Origin of the sequence: Paenibacillus sp. FSL F4-0100 (assembly GCF_037993005.1) — a bacterium.
Lineage (GTDB): Bacteria > Bacillota > Bacilli > Paenibacillales > Paenibacillaceae > Paenibacillus_AQ.
Window position 1 is genome coordinate 6,753,519 of record NZ_CP150303.1, and the last position, 21,070, is coordinate 6,774,588.

Annotated in this window: 17 protein-coding genes; 3 read left to right on the forward strand and 14 right to left on the reverse strand. The window is 50.0% G+C overall.

Annotated elements, in window-relative coordinates:
* Positions 1-4 precede the first annotated feature (4 nt).
* The 4 genes from MHH48_RS30745 to MHH48_RS30760 all read right to left on the reverse strand — a co-directional run bounded on the left by MHH48_RS30745 (position 5) and on the right by MHH48_RS30760 (position 8,275).
* Complete coding sequence (locus MHH48_RS30745) at positions 5-4,486, reverse strand: non-ribosomal peptide synthetase (RefSeq protein ID WP_076325381.1); 4,482 nt, start codon at positions 4,484-4,486, stop codon at positions 5-7.
* 34 nt (positions 4,487-4,520) lie between these two features.
* Positions 4,521-5,531, reverse strand: coding sequence for a hypothetical protein (locus MHH48_RS30750; RefSeq protein WP_076325380.1), 1,011 nt, complete (start codon positions 5,529-5,531; stop codon positions 4,521-4,523).
* A gap of 474 nt (positions 5,532-6,005) precedes the next feature.
* Positions 6,006-7,298, reverse strand: a complete 1,293-nt coding sequence (locus MHH48_RS30755; protein WP_076325379.1) for a homocysteine synthase — start codon at positions 7,296-7,298, stop codon at positions 6,006-6,008.
* A 149-nt stretch (positions 7,299-7,447) separates the two neighbouring features.
* Entirely contained in the window at positions 7,448-8,275 is an 828-nt protein-coding gene (locus MHH48_RS30760) for an SDR family oxidoreductase (RefSeq protein WP_076325378.1), read from the reverse strand.
* Between the two features lie 228 nt (positions 8,276-8,503).
* On the opposite strand from MHH48_RS30760, the gene MHH48_RS30765 reads away from it, so the two are divergent.
* Positions 8,504-8,761 (forward strand): DUF3949 domain-containing protein, encoded by a 258-nt coding sequence (locus MHH48_RS30765; RefSeq protein ID WP_076325377.1) that lies wholly within the window; start codon positions 8,504-8,506, stop codon positions 8,759-8,761.
* A 79-nt stretch (positions 8,762-8,840) separates the two neighbouring features.
* On the opposite strand, the gene MHH48_RS30770 is transcribed toward MHH48_RS30765, so the two are convergent.
* From MHH48_RS30770 to MHH48_RS30800, 7 genes are all read right to left on the reverse strand, one after another.
* Complete coding sequence (locus tag MHH48_RS30770; protein WP_076325376.1) at positions 8,841-9,704, reverse strand: ABC transporter ATP-binding protein; 864 nt, start codon at positions 9,702-9,704, stop codon at positions 8,841-8,843.
* Positions 9,697-10,539, reverse strand: a complete 843-nt coding sequence (locus MHH48_RS30775) for a hypothetical protein (protein WP_076325375.1) — start codon at positions 10,537-10,539, stop codon at positions 9,697-9,699. The genes MHH48_RS30770 and MHH48_RS30775 overlap by 8 nt, the downstream gene beginning before the upstream one ends.
* A complete protein-coding gene (locus MHH48_RS30780) occupies positions 10,520-11,209 on the reverse strand; it encodes an RNA polymerase sigma factor (protein WP_076325374.1) in 690 nt (229 codons plus the stop codon). Before MHH48_RS30780 ends, MHH48_RS30775 begins: the two co-directional genes overlap by 20 nt.
* Before the next feature lie 89 nt (positions 11,210-11,298).
* The gene (locus MHH48_RS30785; protein ID WP_076325373.1) at positions 11,299-13,500 is read right to left on the reverse strand and encodes a hypothetical protein; all 2,202 of its coding nucleotides are present in this window, start codon (positions 13,498-13,500) and stop codon (positions 11,299-11,301) included.
* Positions 13,493-14,362, reverse strand: coding sequence for an ABC transporter ATP-binding protein (locus MHH48_RS30790; RefSeq protein WP_076325372.1), 870 nt, complete (start codon positions 14,360-14,362; stop codon positions 13,493-13,495). Before MHH48_RS30790 ends, MHH48_RS30785 begins: the two co-directional genes overlap by 8 nt.
* Positions 14,363-14,670: 308 nt before the next feature.
* Positions 14,671-15,576, reverse strand: coding sequence for an aldo/keto reductase (locus tag MHH48_RS30795; protein ID WP_076325371.1), 906 nt, complete (start codon positions 15,574-15,576; stop codon positions 14,671-14,673).
* Between the two features lie 49 nt (positions 15,577-15,625).
* Entirely contained in the window at positions 15,626-16,420 is a 795-nt protein-coding gene (locus tag MHH48_RS30800) for a sulfite exporter TauE/SafE family protein (RefSeq protein WP_083659800.1), read from the reverse strand.
* A gap of 122 nt (positions 16,421-16,542) precedes the next feature.
* Here MHH48_RS30800 and MHH48_RS30805 point away from each other — a divergent pair, with 122 nt between their 5' ends.
* Positions 16,543-16,722, forward strand: coding sequence for a hypothetical protein (locus MHH48_RS30805; RefSeq protein ID WP_076325467.1), 180 nt, complete (start codon positions 16,543-16,545; stop codon positions 16,720-16,722).
* 46 nt (positions 16,723-16,768) lie between these two features.
* Here MHH48_RS30805 and MHH48_RS30810 read toward each other — a convergent pair whose 3' ends face one another.
* Both MHH48_RS30810 and MHH48_RS30815 read right to left on the reverse strand, forming a co-directional pair.
* Positions 16,769-17,329 carry a hypothetical protein gene (locus MHH48_RS30810; RefSeq protein ID WP_076325369.1) on the reverse strand — a complete coding sequence of 187 codons (561 nt, stop codon included), beginning with the start codon at positions 17,327-17,329 and terminating at the stop codon, positions 16,769-16,771.
* Positions 17,326-18,231: a hypothetical protein gene (locus MHH48_RS30815; RefSeq protein ID WP_076325368.1), complete on the reverse strand. Its 906-nt coding sequence runs from the start codon at positions 18,229-18,231 to the stop codon at positions 17,326-17,328. The genes MHH48_RS30810 and MHH48_RS30815 overlap by 4 nt, the downstream gene beginning before the upstream one ends.
* Before the next feature lie 189 nt (positions 18,232-18,420).
* On the opposite strand from MHH48_RS30815, the gene MHH48_RS30820 reads away from it, so the two are divergent.
* Entirely contained in the window at positions 18,421-18,762 is a 342-nt protein-coding gene (locus MHH48_RS30820) for a hypothetical protein (protein WP_076325367.1), read from the forward strand.
* 73 nt (positions 18,763-18,835) lie between these two features.
* Here MHH48_RS30820 and MHH48_RS30825 read toward each other — a convergent pair whose 3' ends face one another.
* Complete coding sequence (locus MHH48_RS30825) at positions 18,836-21,025, reverse strand: alpha-galactosidase (RefSeq protein WP_076325366.1); 2,190 nt, start codon at positions 21,023-21,025, stop codon at positions 18,836-18,838.
* Positions 21,026-21,070: the final 45 nt, after the last annotated feature.

Sequence of the window (21,070 nt, forward strand, 5' to 3'; positions counted from 1 at the left end):
CCCTTTATGAATTGAAGAGTACGTCAAGTTCTTCTTGTGCGAGCTTGACAGTCTCAAAATCAGAGGGCGTAAAATCAGTCTGTCCCCTGTCTGAGCCTAACTGAATAACTTCAGCCAGCCGCTGCATAAAAACTTGGATAAACGCGTCCATTGTATCCCGGCTGAACATAGCCTTACTGTATGTCATGCGGACCTGGAGCCTCCTATCTGTAATCATAGCTACCACATCGACCAGACAGGACAACCTGTTGCTCGGGCATGTATCTCTTCCGGTATCGTCCCCGGCAATGGCGAGCACAGGGCTGTGTAAATGATTATCGATTTCGCCCATATAATTGAAACGGAGCAGGTTGCATCCCGTCTTCGGAATGCTGCCGGAACCGTATGCCAAGATACCATAGTCGACTCCTTTGTTTGGAATGGAGCGAAGCTGGCCCTTTATGCTCTTGATGATTTCCGCTGTTCTGGTTTCAGTCATCTGGAGATTAACGGGATACAGCGAAGTGAACCACCCGATGGTTCTGGATACATCCATGTTCTCGAACAGCTCTTCGCGTCCATGTCCCTCTAATTCGATCGTGATTTTCTTCTTGCCGGTAATTTCGCTCACGGCCATGGCCAGCGAGGCGATCAGCAAATCGCTCGTTTGAGTTCGGAAAGCGGTATTCGCCTCCCCCAGCAGCCTGCTCGTCTCCTGCTCTGAGAGCTCCCGGACCAGCGTGCCGCATACGGCAATCCGGTCGTCATTCGAAGGGTAATCAGCATCCAGGCTGTCTTCTACGTTCTCTAAGACCGAATACCAGTAGTCAAGGTGTTCCAGCGCCTTCTCGGAGCCGTAAGCATCAATAGCATCTGACCAAGTTTGAATGGAGTGCGTCTTATTCGGCAGGGTCCAAACCGAGCCGGTCAAAACCGCTTGCAGCAGCCGATCCAAGTCTTCCAGCATAATTCGCCAGGAGACTCCATCTACAATCAAATGATGTGCTGTCAGCAAGAGACGCTGTCCCTGATCTCCTTCATCAAATGTAAGAGCTTTGAATAGAAGGCCCTGTCCGAGCCGTACACTTGCTTTGAAAGATTCGGCTTGTTTCTTCAGAGCCGCAGCCCGCTCTTCCTCCGGAAAGCTGGTCAGATCGAAGCGGGCAAGCTCTACGTCCCCGCGTCCGACCGTCCGGTACACCATGCGCCCTTGAGTTTCAACAGCCTGCAGTCTCAAGGCGTCATGGTGGCCGATTAATGCAAATAACGCATCGTGAAGCTGATCTGTTGTTATTGCCGGAGTTAGGCGAAGCAATACAGACTGCGCGTAGTAATGAGGATTGTTCCATTGTTGTGAAAAAAACCATGATGTAATCGGCAGTGGCTTAACTTCCCCGTAACTCGGCCCCTGCTCGATCGGAGCAGCCGTGTTTAGCTCAATAAACGCAGCCAGTTCTCGGATAACGGGATAACTCATAATTTGCTGCACCTTTAGCTGATAACCGGCCGCCTTGATTTTAGATACAATTTGTATTGCCTTGATAGAGTCACCGCCGAGCCGGTAAAAATTATCCTGAACCGTTATTTCATCCCTGCGGAGTACATCCTTGAATATATTCATTAACAGCGCTTCAACTTGACTGGTCCTTCCGGTCTCACTTGTTTCGAGGTACTGTTCCGGAGCCGGCAGAAGGCGCCGGTCCACTTTACCGTTCGGAGTAAGCGGCAATTGATCAAGACGGACAAAGTAAGCCGGTATCATATACGACGGCAGTATCTCTGCTAGCTTCATCCTCAGCTCCAGAGCCGTAAGATGTCCCGTTGCGACGTAATAAGCAGCAAGCTGCTGCTGTCCGTCTTCTCCGATGCGGTCAATGACGACGGCTTCTTCAATGCCGTTCATTTCAAGCAGCTGATGCTCGATTTCTCCCATTTCAATGCGGTACCCTTTAATTTTGACCTGATGATCGATCCGGCCTAAATATACGATGCTGCCACTATCGTGGCGTACGGCCAAGTCGCCCGTCCGATACATCCTATTGCCCGTAAGGAATGGGTTGGGCAGAAACCGGTCTTGAGTCAGCTCCTCCCTGTGCAAGTAACCCCGGGCCACTCCGGCCCCGGATATATATATTTCGCCGATCGATCCGTCTGGGACCGGCTCCAGCTGCCGATCCAGCAAATAAATCTGCACATTGTCAATGGGCTGTCCGATCGGAACGGATACCCCTTCGTCGCTCGCCGGATCATACCGGTAAATCATGCAGCCGACTACGGTCTCGGTCGGTCCGTACTCATTGAGGATTTCAATCCCGCCCCGACTGTGTTCATGGATGTCACGAGCCAGCGAGCATTTCAAATCTTCACCGCCCACAATGAATGTCCGAACCGTATATTGGCTGAAATCCATGTCTCTGATGAGTGCCAGATGAGCCGGCGTCAGCTTGATAACTGTGGCCTTGTTGTCTTCCACAATACGTTTAACTATAAAGTCGCTCCCGTCATCTTCGTAGATTTCGATACGGCTGCCGCTAATTAACGGCGTAAAGATAGAGGTCACGGTCAGATCGAAAGCAATGGAAGAGTACAGCGCAAATACATCATTTTGCGAGCGGATATACGTCTTGCCGGCCCACCAGATGTAGTTCACCAGTCCCCTGTGTTCGATCATCGCACCTTTGGGATTGCCTGTTGATCCTGAGGTATAGATGATATAGACCAAATCATCTGGCGTAATCATAGCAGGCAAATTATGCCCGTCCTTGTTGTACAGACGTTCATCATCGAGTGCAAGAACCTCACCGTTGTAAGAAAGCTGCTCCCATTCCTTGCCATGAGTCAGCAGCAGGGAAGCTCCGCTATCCCTCAGAATATACTCGATCCGTTCTTTGGGATATTCGGGATCAATCGGCAGATATGCCATTCCAGCCTTGATTACCGCCCAGATCCCGACAACGATGGACAGAGAGTGGCGGCCCATGATAGCTGCCGGGGTGTGAGGGCTTATCCCTCTCTCCAGCAGTGTTCGTGCGAGCCGATTGGCGCGTTCATTCAGTTCGCCGTAAGTAAGCGATTGTCCCATGCATGAAACAGCAATGCGTTCAGAATTCCGCTCGACTTGTTCTTCGAACAGCTGCAAGATCGTTTGATGCGAGGGATATTCGCAATCTGTTGTGTTGTACGTATATAGAAGCTTCGTACGCTCTTCCGGCAGAAGCAGCTGCAAATCATGAAGTGCGGCATCGGGACGGCTCAGGACTTGATCGGTTAAATATAGAAGACGACTATGTAGTTCATCGATTTGCTTCTCCGTGTAGTCGCCTTCTTTATAATCGAAGTACAGCTCCAGTTCTTCATTCGATGACCATTCGGTTACGATGAGCTGCAAGGAATACAGCTGGTTGCCGTTATTCACTTCAATTTGCTGCATTTTCCAACCAGGACCGAAGTTCCGGTCGAATGCCGTATTATAATAGTTCACGCACACTTGAAATAATTGGTCCAATCCCCGCTGCTGAAGCTGAAGATCCTGTACGAGCAAGTTGTAAGGATATTTCTGATGGAAATAGCATTGAATGAGTTCTTGGTTGACGTTATGTATGAACGATGAGAAGGACATCTCATGCTTGATGTCAATGAGAAAGGGCATCGTGCTGGTAAACATACCAAATGTATTTTTTTCTTTGGCCCCCGTACGATTCAATACAGGAGTGCCTATCAGGAGACGGTTTTGTTGATTCGCTTTGTGGAGATAAAGGAGCATCGTTGCTACAAAAAAGGTATTCAACGAAATACGATGGGTTTGTGCAAAGTCGCGGATGGCATCGGAAGCAGACTGGCTTACTAAGAACTTTTTGCGGTTGCCTGCGATGCCGATTGATGTAGTATGCAAATCAATGTCATGGATGTGATCAAATTTCTGATTCCAATAGCTTTGATTTTTCATAAAACGAGGGGATGATAAATACTTTTGCTCTTGTTCAATGTAATCCAGGTAGGTAGGTCGGGGTTCCTGAGGAACTTCCTCCCCCTGCATCAATTGCGTATAAATCTGATTGATGTGCGTTGTCATCAATTGAAAAGACCAGCCGTCCGAAATAATATGGTGGAATTTCGTAAGATACGCGCTTTCTGTGTCGCTGATTCTAACAAGTACAAAATCATACAATTGTTCTCCATCCAGTGGGAGCGGTTTGGAAAACTCGGCACTCACCCAGGCATCCACACCCGACTCTTGGGCCATAAAATCGATAAACGGGAACGTTTTCCTGCGGTATTCCATCACCGTCTGCTGCACCGAACCGTCCTGTTCGACTAACCGCATACGGACGGCATCATTGAGCCGAATGAAATGATTAATGGCTTCCTCCAGCAAGGAAAAATCGACGGGGCCGTAAATTTTGATGAGTCCTCCGATGTTATGTATGCTCGTACCCGAGTATATATTTTCTACATACCAAATTCGTTTTTGCGGATGTGTCAGTGGATAGAGTTGGCATGCCTCCATAGAAATAACCTCCAATCGGAATAAGTTACGGATACTAGGAAACCACCCGAGGGTCCAGTGCATTCAAAACGGTTCCCAGTATTCGTTTTTCACTTTCCATGATGTGAGTCATCTCGCTCAATCCTTGCTTCAACATGCATTCGTCTCCGGTTAAGGCGTATTTCATCAACAAATGACGCAAAGCATATGCCTGCTCTTCTATTGGCCGGAAGCATTCTGTAAAATCCGGTGAAAGAAGTCCCTGATTACATAAATACTGGATCCGCAGCCCCATCATTTTCTTGTGTTCCCACAGAATGTGGATGGGCCGGATATCACGTTTACGAACAAGTACGGGCATATTGCGAATTAGTGCAGCATAAACATCGACACCGAATGCCGCCTCCAGTGGATTCGCCGTTCCCCGGTTGCGCAAGGAAATATTGCTGCCCGCCAAATATTGTTCCAGGGATTCTTTGATAAACGCTGCATCTAGCCAGTAGCTTCCCGATTTATTGAACTTGTAAAGGTAGATTTGTTCTTCATAGTTGTCCGTCCATTCGAGGTTTTGGAACCCTTGCTCCATTTCATGGTACGGCACCACGGTCTTCTGAAACTGCATTTCTTCATCGTAGCCGAGAACAAGAAACGTCCTTCTCGCATCATCGTAACCGTAAACCAGAATATCGTGAGCATAATGAGTATGTTGATAAACTCGTCTACGAGGGATATAGAACTCATCCACATGAAGAGAGATCGTATAGTTTGAACGGATACTGTTTATCAGAAATTCGATGATTCCAGGCGGTGAATCGAGCACGTAATCGCGCTCCAGCTTTTGCGTGATCAGCCATGGACAGCGGATAAAATCTTCACCGTAAAAGGTCATAGGCACTGAGCGTGAAGCGGTCTCTCCGTCAAAATCCTGATGACAATAGAGGTGAATGAAATTGCTGTAAAACCAAGGCAGCGCTTCATTTCGTGTAAGTACCGTACATAAGGGATATGCCAGATACTGATATCCGACAATAGGCGGGATACTCAATTCCAGTTCCTTGCTACCCAAATCAATACTCACTTCTTTCTTTTTTGTTAATTTTTTGTAAAATGATGAAGCATTATATTAGTTTGCCTTAAAATAATAAAATGACTAATATATGTAATTCATACTCCCATAGATGTATTTTATTGTCAATATCTATTAAGATTTTTCATTTATACTTTTTTGTCGCCAAGTTATTCAACTCGAAAACAGCCGATCAGCTACAGGATCCGACAGGATCCGACCTGTTTCTGAACTATGAAAATAGTCCTACTTAATGAAGATATTCGGAAAACGTCCATCCAACCTTCTTCCCACGTACCCTAACAAATAGAGTAGAAACAGGAGCCTTGCTTCTAGGCTGAAACAGATTATTACAAGCTGTAAGGAGAGATTAACCCCATCTGGCAAGTCGCTCAGAGTAAAACAACAAAAGGCACCTTCCTCCAAAAAGGAAAGTGCCCTATATCTAAGTCATTAAAACTATATATAACAGCTTTACTTCTGACTTGCCGCAATAGCTTGTTCCAGATCGTATAGGATATCATCGATAGACTCGGTCCCGATCGACAGACGCAGCAATTCCGGATTTACGCCCGCCGTAAGCTGCTCGTCTTCCGTCATCTGCTGATGCGTCGTGCTGGCCGGATGAATGATAAGCGACTTGGAATCCCCAACGTTAGCCAAGTGGGAGAACAGCTTCACATTCTCGATCACCTTCTGACCTGCCGCTGCCCCGCCTTTGATGCCGAAGGTCAGGATAGCGCCTTGGCCCTTCGGCAGGTACTTCTTCGCCAGCTCATGCGAAGGGTGACTCGGCAGCCCTGCATAGCTCACCCATTCCACAGCCTCGTGACTCTCCAAATACTTGGCAACCTTCAGCGCATTCTCGCTATGGCGCTCAACGCGAAGATGCAGCGTTTCCAGCCCTTGCAGCAGCAGCCAGGAATTAAACGGAGACAGCGATGCGCCAATATCCCGCAGCAGCTGTACGCGCGCTTTGATAATATAAGCAATCGGGCCTACTGCCTCCGTATACACAACGCCATGATAGCTTGGATCCGGCTCCGTCAATCCAGGGAACTTATTGTTTGCCGTCCAATCGAATTTACCGCTATCAACAATAACCCCGCCGATGGAGGTCCCGTGACCGCCGATGAATTTGGTCGCAGAATGAACGACGATATCTGCTCCATATTCTATCGGTCGCAGCAAATACGGGCTTGGAAAGGTGTTGTCTACGATAAGCGGAATGCCGTTCTCATGCGCGATGGCCGCAACAGCTTCCACATCCAGCACATTGCCCTGCGGATTGCCGATCGTTTCGGCAAACACGGCCTTTGTCTTGTCATTGATCGCTTTTCGGAAATTTTCCGGGTCCGTGGAATCCACGAAATGCACCTTGATGCCCAGCTTCGCAAGCGTATTGGAAAATAAATTATAAGTACCGCCATACAAGCTCGAGGAAGAAACAATTTCATCACCTGCGCCCGCAATGTTGAGAATGGAGAAGGTGATGGCTGCCTGCCCGGAAGATGTCGCCAGTGCACCGGCACCGCCTTCAAGCGCTGCAATCCGCTTCTCAAACACATCCGTGGTTGGGTTCATGATACGCGTGTAAATGTTGCCGAATTCTTTAAGCGCAAACAGATTCGCTGCGTGCTCACTGTCTTTAAACCCGTAGGAAGTCGTCTGATATAGAGGGACTGCGCGGGATAATGTGGTCGGATCAAGCTCCTGACCGGCGTGAACCGCTAAGGTTTCAATGGAAAATTGGCGTTCTTCTGACATGGGTGTTTCCTCCCTTTTCTTCATATGGAAAGTATTATGGCTTCATAATTTCTCCCATTCTCTCATACTTTCCCGCATTTGAAAAGAGTTATAACCAACTAATTTCATCGGAATATTATAAATTATTCTGCATGCAGCTGGAAACCATCTTATTCCTCATCCGCTACATACACCCTGCCCCATCCATATCCGGCTTCCGGGGACGTATCCTCCGGCATGCCCGGCAAGATTAAACCGCCGTCTATACGGAGATTGATCCCGGTAATGTAGGATGCCGCATCTGAGCAGAGCCAAGCAATCGCTTCCCCGATGTCCGACGGCGTGCCCAACCTTCCCAGCGGGATTTTTCTGCCGAGCGGTTCGTCCTCTGCCGATTGGTCCGGCTTGTGAACAGTCGCTCCCGGTGCCACGCAGTTTACGCGGATGCCATGCGGAGCCCACTCGAGCGCTAGCGATTGTGCAGCACGTATAAGCGCTGCCTTCATGCCGCCGTAAATGCTATCCTTGGGATAGGCTCTCTCTCCCCGGGAGGACGTGATGAAGATGATATTTCCCGGAATTCCCTGGGCGATCATCTCCCGGACAGCATATTTGCTAAGCAGCATTGGTGCTCGAAAATCGAGATGAACCGTCATGTCCAGCGCGTCCTCTTCAAGCTCCGTGAGCTCGTCATATAGGCCGATCCCCGCATTGTTCACCAACAGATCGATCCGGCCAAATTCCTCTATCGTCTTTCGTATCGTATTCTCCGCTTCACTGCGAACGGTCAAATCGCTTTGAATAATAAGAGGCGTCTTGCCATAGATATGACGAATATCCTCTGCTATGTCCACTATTCCATCTTTACTCGAATGGTAGGTCATCGCCAGCCGATATCCTTTTTCAGCCAAAACCTTGGCAATCCCCCGTCCAATTCCAGCTCCAGCGCCTGTCACCAACGCTACTTTCTCTATCCCTTGAATCCCTATGCTCCCCATTCCTCTCGCTCCCTTCGAAATCCTGCATGCAGGCCACGATTACGCCGCTGTTCAACCTATACGCATACCGTGCCTACCCTTCCTTACCCTGTTCCGAAAGGGATGATTGGCTTTCGATAAATAAAGTGAGCATCGTTAATATAAAAAGTTGAATCCTTACCGAGGTTAAATACGTATTAAATATTAATATGATTTTCCATAAACGATAATCTTTAGGAGGGTGTACTTATGAATTCTGAGTGGTGGATTGTTGGAAGTGTTCTAGTCGCCGGATTCCTGTTTATGATTCCCGTGCAGTACCGCTATATTGCAGCGTTAAAGAATGATCCCCGGAAGCGAGGGGTCGATCAGGAAACGTATTACAACAAGATGTCGTTTCAAGAAGAACAGCTACACTACAACACGCAAATTATGTTTTTGCCTTCCACCATGGTTGCCTCGTGGATCTATAATTGGAGGCATAGGAAAGGAAACACGACCAAGTAGGCGCTTTCTTTCCAACGGACGAAACGCAAAAATCATCGCCCATAATAAGGGCGATGATTTCCCAAGATCCAAACTATTTTCAGCCGCGTCTAGCTAAAGCGTTCATATGTAGGAAAAAGGTATCCTCCAGCGTAGGCGCCTTCTCCACAAATTCGGGACCCGGCTGCTTTTTCCCCATCAGCCTTACTCTCATATGATGTTCCGTCATTTGAAAATGAATCAGCAGCTCCTGCGGTATCCGCTCGAAGGCTTCCAGATCGATTTCGCCTTCCCAGACGCTGGAGCTGGAGGCCACATTCAGTTTCCACTGGGTCGGTGAACCGATATACCGGATGCGACCGCGGTGTATCCATATCACGGTATCTACCGCCTCTTCCCACTCGTTCAGCTCATGGGCGGCCACGATCACCATTCGGCCTCTGGCGTATTTAGTCAAATACGTGATAAGGAATTTGCGTTCCTCAGCGTCCATGCCGTTTAAAGGCTCATCGAGGAATAGAAAAGAAGGTGAAGCCAGCAGCGCCTGCACGACGGCAATGCGCCGCTGCACCCCTTGTGACAAATTCTTGACCTTGCTCTTGCGGAAGGGCTCCAATCGAAAGTCCGTCATCAGCCTGTCAATGGCCTCAGGGTTATAGATGCCCTTTAATTCTGCCATATAGGTCAGCAGCTTGCCGACCTTCATATCCCCATACAGCTCGATATCCGCCGGAACATATCCGATTTGACTGCGGATCAACGGCAAATGATCTCCTGCCCTGCGCCCGCTGTACAGAATTTCGCCTGCATCGGGTGCCTGGAGCGTGGTCAACAGCTCAATCAGGGTGGTTTTCCCAGCCCCGTTCGCCCCGACGATAAGGTTCAGGCCGGAGTGAATCTCCGCTTTGTCGATTTCAAGCCGGTACGTACCCGCTTGGCGTTCCAGTCCTTCAAGCCTAATCATTCGCCATTCTCCAAGCTCCGTTCAGCTTCAAGCTGCGTCCGTAGGAAGAGACGAGCAGAATCACTCCGATAACAAGCAAGGCCACGTCCGTCATCATTTTACCGCTCATCGAAACGCCGTGATCCACGATTTGTCCCTGAATTACGATCCACATTCCGTAGACCAGGACGGCCGAGATCAGTGAGACAACCATGCCTTTGCGAAACAGCATATACATCGCAGCCCCTCCCGTCACCAGCAGAATTCCCATCCACTCCAGAATAAAGGGTCCGAATAAAAAGCGAGAGCTTTCCGCCTGGATGGATCGCAGCCCGAGCGCGAGGGTACTCAGCAAGGCCATTCCGATGACGATGCCAGTCACAAGCAGCAGACGGGTATACAACACAAGCGCCGGTGGATATGGAGTTAGGGTCTCCACAGCCCGCATTCCTTTATCCCAGGTTCGGCTGCTGAACAGCATCGATACAATCAGCAGCAAAGGGGTGATCAACGGGAAAATGCCGCCGGGCAATCCGGCAAACTGATCCAGTGGATACTCCGGATCGATCAGTAGAACCAACATGCAGAATACCGCGCCTGCTGTGAGCAGAATGGATCTTTGGTTCAATCGGATCTGACTCCGAAGAATCTGTTTTAATGAGGGCGGGTCGACCTGCGGATTAAAATCCAGCTTGGGGGACTCGGGCTCAATCCTGAGCTGATTGAACTCTCCCTGAAGAGACGCAATGAGCTGCGCCGTCTCATCCGGTGACGGCGATGGAAGAGCAGCGCGTCTGAGCGGGCCACGAAGCTCGTCTTCAAGTCTTCTCAATTCATTATCGAATGGATGATCCATGGAGGTACACCTCACTTTCTTTTACTTTGCTCTGCGAATCCGATTCTTCCGACTTGGAGCGGTTCCGAACCTGTTCCTGAGGGCTTTTCTCCCGTGTCCTTCGGGACGAACGGACGGGAACCAAATCGGAATGCTCCATCGATAATGTTTTCTTCAGCTTTCTCAAGCCGTTATATAAATGCGTTTTCACCGTACTTAGGGGGAGGTCGACCAGGTCGGCGATTTCCTGCAGCTTCAGATCATGAAAGAATCGAAGAGATATGACTTCCTGTTGTATATCGGGCAGGCTCTCCAGAGATGCTGCAATCTCCAGTGAGGTTTCCTGTCTTTCCACAAGTTCCTCCGCGCCGGGTGCAGGGTCGTATGCATCCGGCATCTCCTCACCCGCAAGACCTTCAGACCTATAAGATGCGCTTTTCCAATAATCCTTGCACATATTCAGAGCCACGCGGTAAAGCCAGGAGCGAACATGTTCCAGCGTGCCGTGCTGCTTCAGATGCCGAATGAGCCGGATAAACGTTTCCTGAACGATATCCTGGGCTTTTTGCCTATCGGCCAGCCTCTGGGTCGTATAACTGAGCAGCGGACCATGGTACCTCGTCACCAACATTTCAAACGCTTCCTGGTCGCCGGCAGCCATGCGTTCGGACAGCTGCTGATCGGAAATCATGCCTTCCCCCCCTTTCTATGTGCATTCTAATCTTCCCACTATATCTATTTCTCAATTATAACCGACCGTGTGCAGGTGCATAGTCGTCATTATTTGACATTCATCATGGCATCCCATTTTTGCTGCCACTCTTTATACGTAATCGGGCTCTCCGGGCTTAAGTACGAATTTCGTTCGGTATCGGGAAGCATCAGCCCTTGTTGGTAAAAATGAACCAGCAGCTCTTTGACCTGATTCCCTCTGCCTTCTTCCAACGCCCTTCTGACTTGCTTAGCCATACCCATGCCTAATTTATTTTGAGGATCATCCCCGTCCCCATTCTTGAACAACAGTTGCTGTACCGACCGAAGGTTTCCGTATGCGGATCTCAGTTGTTTATCACTAAGCCCTTTCTCCTCCACGTAATACACATACCAGAAAAGACTGCTGATCTTGCCGCGCACATCCTGCTCTGGATGCTCAAAATAATAATTGAACCCCTCCTGGTTGCCGAACAGAACGGAGTTCATCCATTCGCCAGGCAGATTCATGAAGTTATATGTGTACTGGTTCGAGGACAGAATCAGACGATGGTGCACCCGGGGATTATTAAAACCGTGACCCAAATATAAAATCTTGTCGACGTTGCTTTTGAACTCGGGTACCCACTTGGAAAAATAGTCATACTTCTTTTTCATATCCTGCAGCATCGATACGGATGTTTTCTCCAGATATGGCGTTGTCACGATTGTGATCGGGAGATCAACCTGGTGGATTTCCTTCCAAAACTGACCTCCGTACAGGGAGATATTCTGCTCGATCTCCCTACCCTCGAACCGCTGGTAGCCGGGCCTTCGTTCCAGCTCCTGCATCCCCGTATACAAGGGTCCCGGATAACCTTCGACCTCCAGCTTCATCTCGCCGAAAGAATAACGCATCCGGCCAAATTCCCAGCCTAAATAAACGTATTCCGGAGGACCGTCTCCGTTATCACTCTTTAAATATACATGCTGATGACCGGGAAGCGGATACCAAGCGATATATCCATCCAGCTTAACTTCGGGCCCCACACTGTAAACCGAAAATTCCTCACGGGAGTACCCAGCCATAAAGTCCATGACCTTGCCTCTATATTCCAGCTCGGCTTGAATGTCCCTTCCCTTGGCATCGCCAACCATCCTTACCGATATCCGCTCTCCCTGTCTGCGATAGGGAGCGTCAATGCCCTGGAGTTGGACACGCTCAAGCTCGAACATCCGGTTCAGGGTTAAGGGAAGCTGCCTCATGCCTGATAATTCGGAGGCGGGTATCGTTAGCTTCGCCGTCACGCGAAGCTCATCGTTTGACAGTCGTTTCAGCTTGATATCATAAGAAGAAACATGAAAGAAGGATATATTGTCAGGGTCATCGACATAAGAAACCGTGGGGTCTCCCAGCTTCGCATCAAATTGGGCATATCGATCCGCCCATAGTGTGCCGTAGGGTACGGCTGCGGCTACCGTCAATACGGCAGCCCCCAGCACGGCGAGCCATCCCGCTTTCCGCAGCATCGTAGGCCGCTTACGGTTTAACAAGAACAAACACACCGTTAGCAGCAGGAAAGTAAAGGCAAGCACGAACCACCGGGAACTCATTAAATCTTCCCTAAACAGACCGTACCCCCAATTCTCATATTCAAAGCGATTGGATTGAAGGAAGAATTGGTTGAGGTGAAACACTTGAGCCGGCATCCATCTTAATTCGGTGATGATATAAATTTCCATGAAAAATGTTCCAAACATCCATGCACAGAAACCGATCAAATAAACAATCCGGTTCGGAATGCTTGCCCCAAGGAGCATGGCGAGCGCGAGTGTCACCATATAGGAAACCTCGTACTGCACCGCAAATTGCATGGTATGCATCATCGCAATATCACCGGCTATCCCCTGGCTAACCGACAGGATATAGAATATAACCGACGTCGACAACGTGAACAGGGAAAAGTACAACAAACTGACCACATATTTCGACGACAACAAGGTAAAGAAAGACACAGGCAAGCTGTGATTCCATTCAAAGGACCTACGGCGAACATCCCGTCGAATAGACAAGATGCCAATTAGCATAGCCGGACCCAGGGTCATCGTATGACCCAGCATGTGGAATGAATAGGCCGCCGTGTACAGATTATGGTTCGGTCCATTGCCGCTTGCCGCCTGCAGCATCATAATGATGAATAGAATCGCATAGATGATCGGAAGGGAGGCAAACAAGGGATTACCGAACAAAAGCCTAAGCTCAAGGAGACTATGCCTCCACCATTTATGCATGACGATCCCTCCGCAGCAGGCTCAGATATCCATCCTCCAGCGTCGGATCCGCGGGAAACGCCCCTGCAACCGGGGCCGTTTGGCCGATAAACCGGCACAGGACGCCTTCCGGAACGGTTCGGGTAGACACGACGGACATGGGATCAATCAAGGCAAATTCATCCGGACTCATCACCGCTTCCCACACTTGTCCCTTCCCGCATGCCTGCAGTTCAGCCAGACTGCCGTTCATGGACAGTCTCCCCTTGTTCATGACTGCGATACGACGGCAGTTGCTCTCAATATCGGCGACAATATGGGTGGATAGCAGGACCGTCCGGTCGATGCTAAAGCGGGTTAACACATTGCGGAACCGGACACGCTCCTGAGGATCCAGCCCGGATGTCGGTTCGTCAACGATCAAGATATCTGGTGTTCCCAATAACGCTTGGGCAATACCCAGCCGCTGCTTCATTCCCCCGGAGTAAGTACGTACTTTTTTATCAGCCTTCCCCTGGAGATTAACCATCTCGAGCAGCCTGGAGATTTCCTTCTGTCTGGCACTCCGTTCCTTGATCCCTTTCATGGCCGCCACATAATCCAGATAATCTCGTCCGGTAAGCTGCGGGTAAATGTGAAAATGCTGCGGCAAATACCCGATCATCTGCCGAATCTCCTCCGGCCGTCCAATCGATATCCCGTTCACTCTCACCTGGCCGGAGGTCGGCGACAATAATGTCGCCAGAATGCGCATCAGCGTTGTTTTGCCGGCGCCATTGGGGCCCAGCAGACCGGTCATGCCTGTATCCAATTGTAGAGAAACATCCAAGAGCGCCCATGCACCCTTGCGATAGGTTTTTGATAAATGCTCAATGGTAATCATTCTAGAATCCTTTCACCATTAACGATTATGGCATAAGCCGCGCGGTTTACGTTACTTGGAACGAACCATCGTCTTAAAAAGTTTGGCATTTCCAACGTTTTGACATCAATTCATTTTATAAGGTACAAAAAAGCCCGTGATCCTTTAAGCGGATTGCGGGCATGATCTATATTCACCTGATGTCAGGCTCTTATTCAGTTATTATAACATGCGAAGATGCGGTTCATCCGTAAACCTTCAGGACATAAATATTTCATGCCGCAAAAGATTAACGGGATGGATCATTCACGTGCTTATCGCATCGATCCTTACCGATGAGCCTCATATTGGTTGGCGCGACTGATCGCCTGGATCGATTGGATGTCCTGCGGCGATAACTCTTCCTTATTTCCCGCCGCCAAGTTATGCAGCAGCTGTTCAAGCGAGCTAGCTCCAGGGAAGGTGCAGGCAACAGCGGCATGGGCCACAGCATATCGAATAGCCAAATGGGACAGATCCTTGCCAGGGCCAACCTCTTCAAGCCTCTTGAGTATATCAAGCAGCTCATTTTTGTTGTAATCCAGATAGCCCTTCTCGGCTTTGGCTTGTCCGCGGTCCGACAATATGCCGCGGGCAACGGGTCCCCGTGCAATGGCGGATATTCCGTTCTCAGCAAGGAGATCGAGCACCTCTTCCTCCGGTCTCCGGTCCAAGATGCTGTACTGACTCATGACGCTGACGATATTGGATTTTGCGACATACTCGCGGATGACGTTCGGCCGGATGGACGAGATGCCGTAGTATCGAATCCACCCTTCCCGCTTCAGCTCTTCAAAAGCTTCAATCGTCTCGTCAATCGGATCATCAAGCGTCCCCCCATGAAGCTGATACAGATCGATATAATCCGTGCCGAGTCTGCGAAGACTATCCTTGACAGCGGATTTGATGTAGTCCTTGGAAGGATCCCATACCAAGCCATCCTTACCCGGTACACGACGGTTGCCGACTTTGGTGGCGATGATCACATCCTCGCGCCGACCTTGAACCGCTATGCCTACCAGTTCCTCGTTACGGCCTTTGTCGTACAGGTCCGCCGTATCCAGAAAATTCACGCCCCGGTCCAGCGCTTCGTGGATAAGCTTTACGGCTTGTCCCTCATCTGTACCCAGTGACATACAGCCCAGCCCGATTTCGCTTACATACAATTCCGAAGATCCTAGCTGATTGATTCTCATGCTTGATCTCCTCCTCTTCCCTATGATGAATAAGGTTCTACTTCTTTACTTACCCTAAAATATCGATCCAGATCTTCACGGCCGTAACTGCAATGAGAATCGCCAAGGCATACCTCAGCAGTCGGACGTTCATCTTGCGACTGATGATGGCGCCGATGGGAGCACCCATCAAGCTTCCGGCAACCGCGAACAGGGACGGCCAGATCGGAATGTCGCCCGAGGCGATTTTGCCAATGACACCCCCGACCGCAGACAGAAAAACGATCGCGAGCGAGGATGCGATGGTTATCCGTGTCGGTATCTTAAGAATCGTCAGCATGATGGGTATCAGGATAAAGGCACCTCCAGCGCCGACAATCCCCGCAATGCCGCCGACGATAAAGGCGGCTCCCATCGCAATCCCTGAATGATAGGTCACCTCGTTAACCGACCTATTTTCCATGGTTGCCCGGGTCGGCACAATCATCAATAACACCGCGATAACCGCCAGAAAACCGTAGATCACGTTAATCATACCACTTGTCATCAGCATCGAGGACAGACTCCCGATCAGACTGCCAACCAGGGTGCTTACCCCCATCTGAATGACCAATGGCTTGTGAAAATACGACTCACCGCCTCGCGAACTCATCCGGTTGGTGATCATGCCTGACAATGAGGCGAAAAATACCTGCAGCATGCTGATGGACGCCACCTCCTTGGAGGTAAAGGCCTCCAGTCCAAACCAGGAAGGAACATAGAGCAGCAAAGGAAAGTTAATAATCGCCCCGCCAATTCCCAGCAATCCTGAGAAAAAAGAACCGATGATACCTATAAAGATCATAACTACAAGTTGCACTATCAAGGTGATCGATCTCCGTTCAATTTAATATCGTGACCGCGCACATTGCTATTGAATGTACCCCATTGTTGATTTATAATAAAACCAAGTATTTATATCGGAAATTAAGGAGGTATGTGGTGATCATGTTGAATAAGCTGAAATTCCTCTTCCAGGACCGTTGCCCTGACTGCGAGCAGAAGCTGATCTCCAGACAGGAAGACATGGCTACGATCAAGCATTGTCCGGATCACCACTACACCGAAGAAACATATAACCAGCTGGGAGTTACGATTGTTTATCATCCCAGCAAAGATAACAGTTAAACTTTGTTTAAACTCCGTTAGCTATTTCGGACTGAGATCTTTGGATTTATTCTGTTCCCTCTGCCCATTCCCGTCCGGCAAGCCTGACCAGAAGCATAACCGCGATCTCGGCAACCATCACTACGAGCGAGCACATAAAAATCACAGGGATCATATCGCCCGAATCCAGATTTAAAATGAACGGGTAGGCGATAAGCCATAGCAGCTGCGCGGCCATAAACAAGTGCCCCCGAAAGCGAGCCTTATGATCCAGTCCGGATTCGGCACCTGCGGAATTGGCTTGAATGCCTCTACAGATTCCGAAAATCAATACCATATGCAAGCAGATGGCAGGCAGTTGAATCAGCAGCTCCTCTACCGATTGCATAGGCACGCCGCCTGTCTTCACCTCAGGAAACCAGAATAATGAAAGAACCGACCAGATCAGCAGCAGCCAAGCGGATAGATGCCCTGCCTTAAAATATCCGTTCAACGCCTGAAGCCTCCATAATCCCGAAGCAATCAACAGGTATCCCAGCATATCCGGCAACATATCCACCGTTTCCAGCTTAAAGTCGACAAGTACAAGCAGCAGCCCCCACACGATGCGATAACAAGCGCTTCTCATGGTTTCCTCCTGCTTTCCCGAACAAATTCCGTCATTTCTCGATCCGTCGGACTTGGATGATAAGGAATCATCGTATCTCCATACCAAAAGCGACGGCCGTCCTCCAAAAAGGTGGTTCTTAATATCAACTGATATACCTGCATGCTCTTCTCAAGCGACATATCAAATTGGTGGCTGATTCTAATGGAATCTCCTTTATTAATCTGGAATGGAAGCTGAATCTCATTGATAGGTTCACCTCTTAACTCGATGTGCGCTTCCGAAGGTTGAGACCGGTAACTAGTACCCGGTATTTGTCTGGAAATGTCGACAAAGATTCGGAGATCTCCATCCTCTGCGATATCGAGCAATTTGGAGGAGAACGCCGTTAACTGAAGCGGCCGACTCACGACGGCAGATTCGTAGCCCGAGTTATCGGAAGAGGATCCGCCGGACGTCCCTGATATCGGATCTTGATCTTCCTGATCATATACGCCAGGCCATACGTAAATCTCTCCGATATCCACTTGTTCCGAGGTTCCATCAGAGTAAAGGGCGGTAATCTCTCGAACGAGAACCGGCTCCTTCCTCTGCTCTCCTGCCCCTTCTTTCCCCGGGGCGGGTTTATTTAAATTCACCATCATTTTTCCCAGGCACTGTCTCTGATACTCAGCATATTGAGGGTATGGCGTTACGATCTGTTCGGGATAACCTTCGATCCGGATGGAGCTTAGCGTCTTGTCTGCTCTTTTGTCCTCTACATAATACAAGTCAAATACACTGCCTCCCCCTTCCCTTGTTTCCACATGATGCTCAAGGAATACGGTTCTTCCCAGTTGGTTGGCTTCATAATACCAGACATTCCCGACCCAGCTGCAGGCTACGAACAGGATGGCGAGAACATAATACCATTTCTTGCTCATAGCGCCTCCTTATGTATCATGCGATTGTTCCATATTATTAAACTATCTTAACACGTAAATAGATGAAGAGGGTTTGATCAGCGTTAATTTTTCATATGATTCTGACGAAGGAACTCCATGAATTTGAAATAAGGTTATGGCTTCATGGACAGACTATTTGAAGCCACCCTAAAATCAAGGAAGGTGTTCATGATGAATCCATCGATCGAAGAGGTCACCCATTGGCTTCAATCCAAAAGCAATCACACCCTGCACATATCCAAGCAAGAAGAGAAGGATCAGGACCAGATTGAAATACAGCTGGAACGATTTGAACACCAGCTGCATCAAGAGCAGTCCATCGACGGTTATGGAGACCGCCATGCGCTCCTGCTCCACGGCCCCGGCGTGGTCATCACCGCCGGCCATGAAGCCCCGCTGCCAAGCAATTCCTTTGTCATCGGACTGGACGGGTTAACGGCTGCGGACATCCAAGACCGTCAAGTGGTGCTCACAACGGACCGGGGCACTTATTCGATCACGGCAACCTGAGGGCAGCCGGCATGAAACAGCAAGAACCGCCAGAGTTGTTGCATATCTGGCGGTTCTTTTGGTTTTATTCAGCTCACACTCGTTTGAACCTCCAGATAAAGCTCTGGAAATCCCCATGCATCGCGGGAATAGCCAATCCGGCATTCATCAGTCGGTCCCCACCGTAGATGTTTCCATCCTCCACGCACTGATAATCCCCTTCCGGATCCAGCCCCGCCGTACGCAGCCACACAATCGGCTCATTCGCCTCGCTTAAGATGCGGAAGTAATAAAGCACCGCTTCCGAGCGGTCCTCGGAGACGATGGTCCAGGCAGCTTCGTTCCCTTCGAACGGATTCCGAAGGCGGTAGAAATCCCCGAACTGTACCAGATGCCGAATCTCTTTATACAGCTTCACCTGCTCGCGGACCTCTTCCTTCTCCTGCTCACTGAAGGCTGTCAGGTCCAGCTCATATCCGAAATTGCCCGACATCGCCGCATGACCTCTCGTACGCAGCAAAGTATGCCGGTGCACCTGATGATTCGGAACGGCGGACACATGGGCTCCCATGGAGCTAAGCGGATACGCAAGGCTCGTTCCGTATTGAATCTTCAATCGACTGACGGCATCGGAGTTATCGCTTGTCCACGTCTGGGGCATGTAATACAGCATCCCCGGATCATAGCGTCCGCCACCGCCGGAGCAGCTCTCAAACAAAATATGCGGGAACTCCGTCGTCAGCTGCTCCATCACCCGATACAATCCCAGCATATAACGGTGGGCCGTTTCCCGCTGGCGCTCAGGCGGCAGCGCAGCCGACCCGATCTCCGTCATATTCCGGTTCATGTCCCATTTCACATAGGTGATCGGCGCACTTTGCAGAATGCTCCGAACCATATCGGCCACCGCATCGCCTACTTCCTCACGGGAGAAGTCCAGGATCAGCTGCTGTCTGCCTTCCGTTCGCCGGCGTCCTTCCACATGCAGGCACCAGTCCGGATGCTGACGGTACAGATCGCTATCCGGCGAAATCATCTCCGGCTCAAACCACAAACCGAACTGCATATCCAGATCGCGAACCCGCTTCACGAGATCCTCAAGGCCTTCCGGCAGCTTGTTCTTGTCAACGACCCAATCTCCGAGGGAAGTCGTATCGTCATTTCGCTTGCCGAACCATCCGTCATCCAGCACAAACAACTCGATGCCGAGATCCCGTCCGACGCTGGCGATTTGTTCGATTTTATCCGCATTAAAGTTAAAGTAGGTCGCTTCCCAGTTGTTAACCAACACTGGGCGCGTAGCATCCCGGAATTGCCCCCGGCTCAGCCTTGAACGGTACATCTTATGATAGCGTCTGGACATGCCGCCCAAGCCTTCCGCCGAAAAAACCATCACTGCTTCCGGCGTCTGGAACGATTGTCCCGGCTCCAGCAGCCAGGAAAAATCAAACGGATTCAATCCCATCGTAACCCGGGCGGTTTCGTAATGATCCACCTCAACCTGTGCTGAGAAGCTGCCGCTGTATACAAGGCTGAAGCCATACACCTCACCGTGCTCTTCGCCGGCGCCTTCGGACAGCAGCGCAAGAAACGGATTGTGGTTGTGGCTGCTTGAACCCCTCCGGCTCTCAATCCCCTGCATGCCGGGGGATAATCTTCTGCGCTGCACATGGCGCTCTCTCGCCCATGCTCCATGGAGATGCAGAAGGTCATAACGGCTATGATTCATATCCACGCTGGCGCTCATAGCCCGCAGCAGGGTGATGTTCTCCTTGCTGTTATTACGGAAGGACACGGAACGCGTAATGGCATCGAACGCATTCATGACCGTATAAGACAAATAAATCGTCAATCCGCTTACCCGATCCAGCAGTTCCAGCTCCAGCGTATCCGCCTCAGCATCCTGTTCCGCGTATACGGCAGGCAAGCCTTCCAGCTTCGGTTTGCCGCTGTAGATCCGGTGACGGACATATTCCGCTTCGGTGACCGTGGTCCCGTTAGCCAGCTGTACCTGGTACGCAGGCTGCCGGAAATCGCCGCTGCCGTAGCCCGGGTATTCCTGTGGCAAACTGTCCAGAGAAAAGGATGCATCCTCGCGAAACGGCGACGGTGAAAAGGATGCTCTTCCCCTCCGTTCCAGCAATCCGCCGATGCGGTGATCGCGAATCCGCCGCCCCCAATAGGCATGCGCTGGATAGACGCCCCGCACAAGCTCAATCACATAACTTGACCGCTCGCTCTGGAGATGGAATATCCCCAGATCTTCATGAAAATGTATACTCACTGCTTTTTGCCCCCTAACCCAAGGTCCGAGTTAAATCTCCATGGT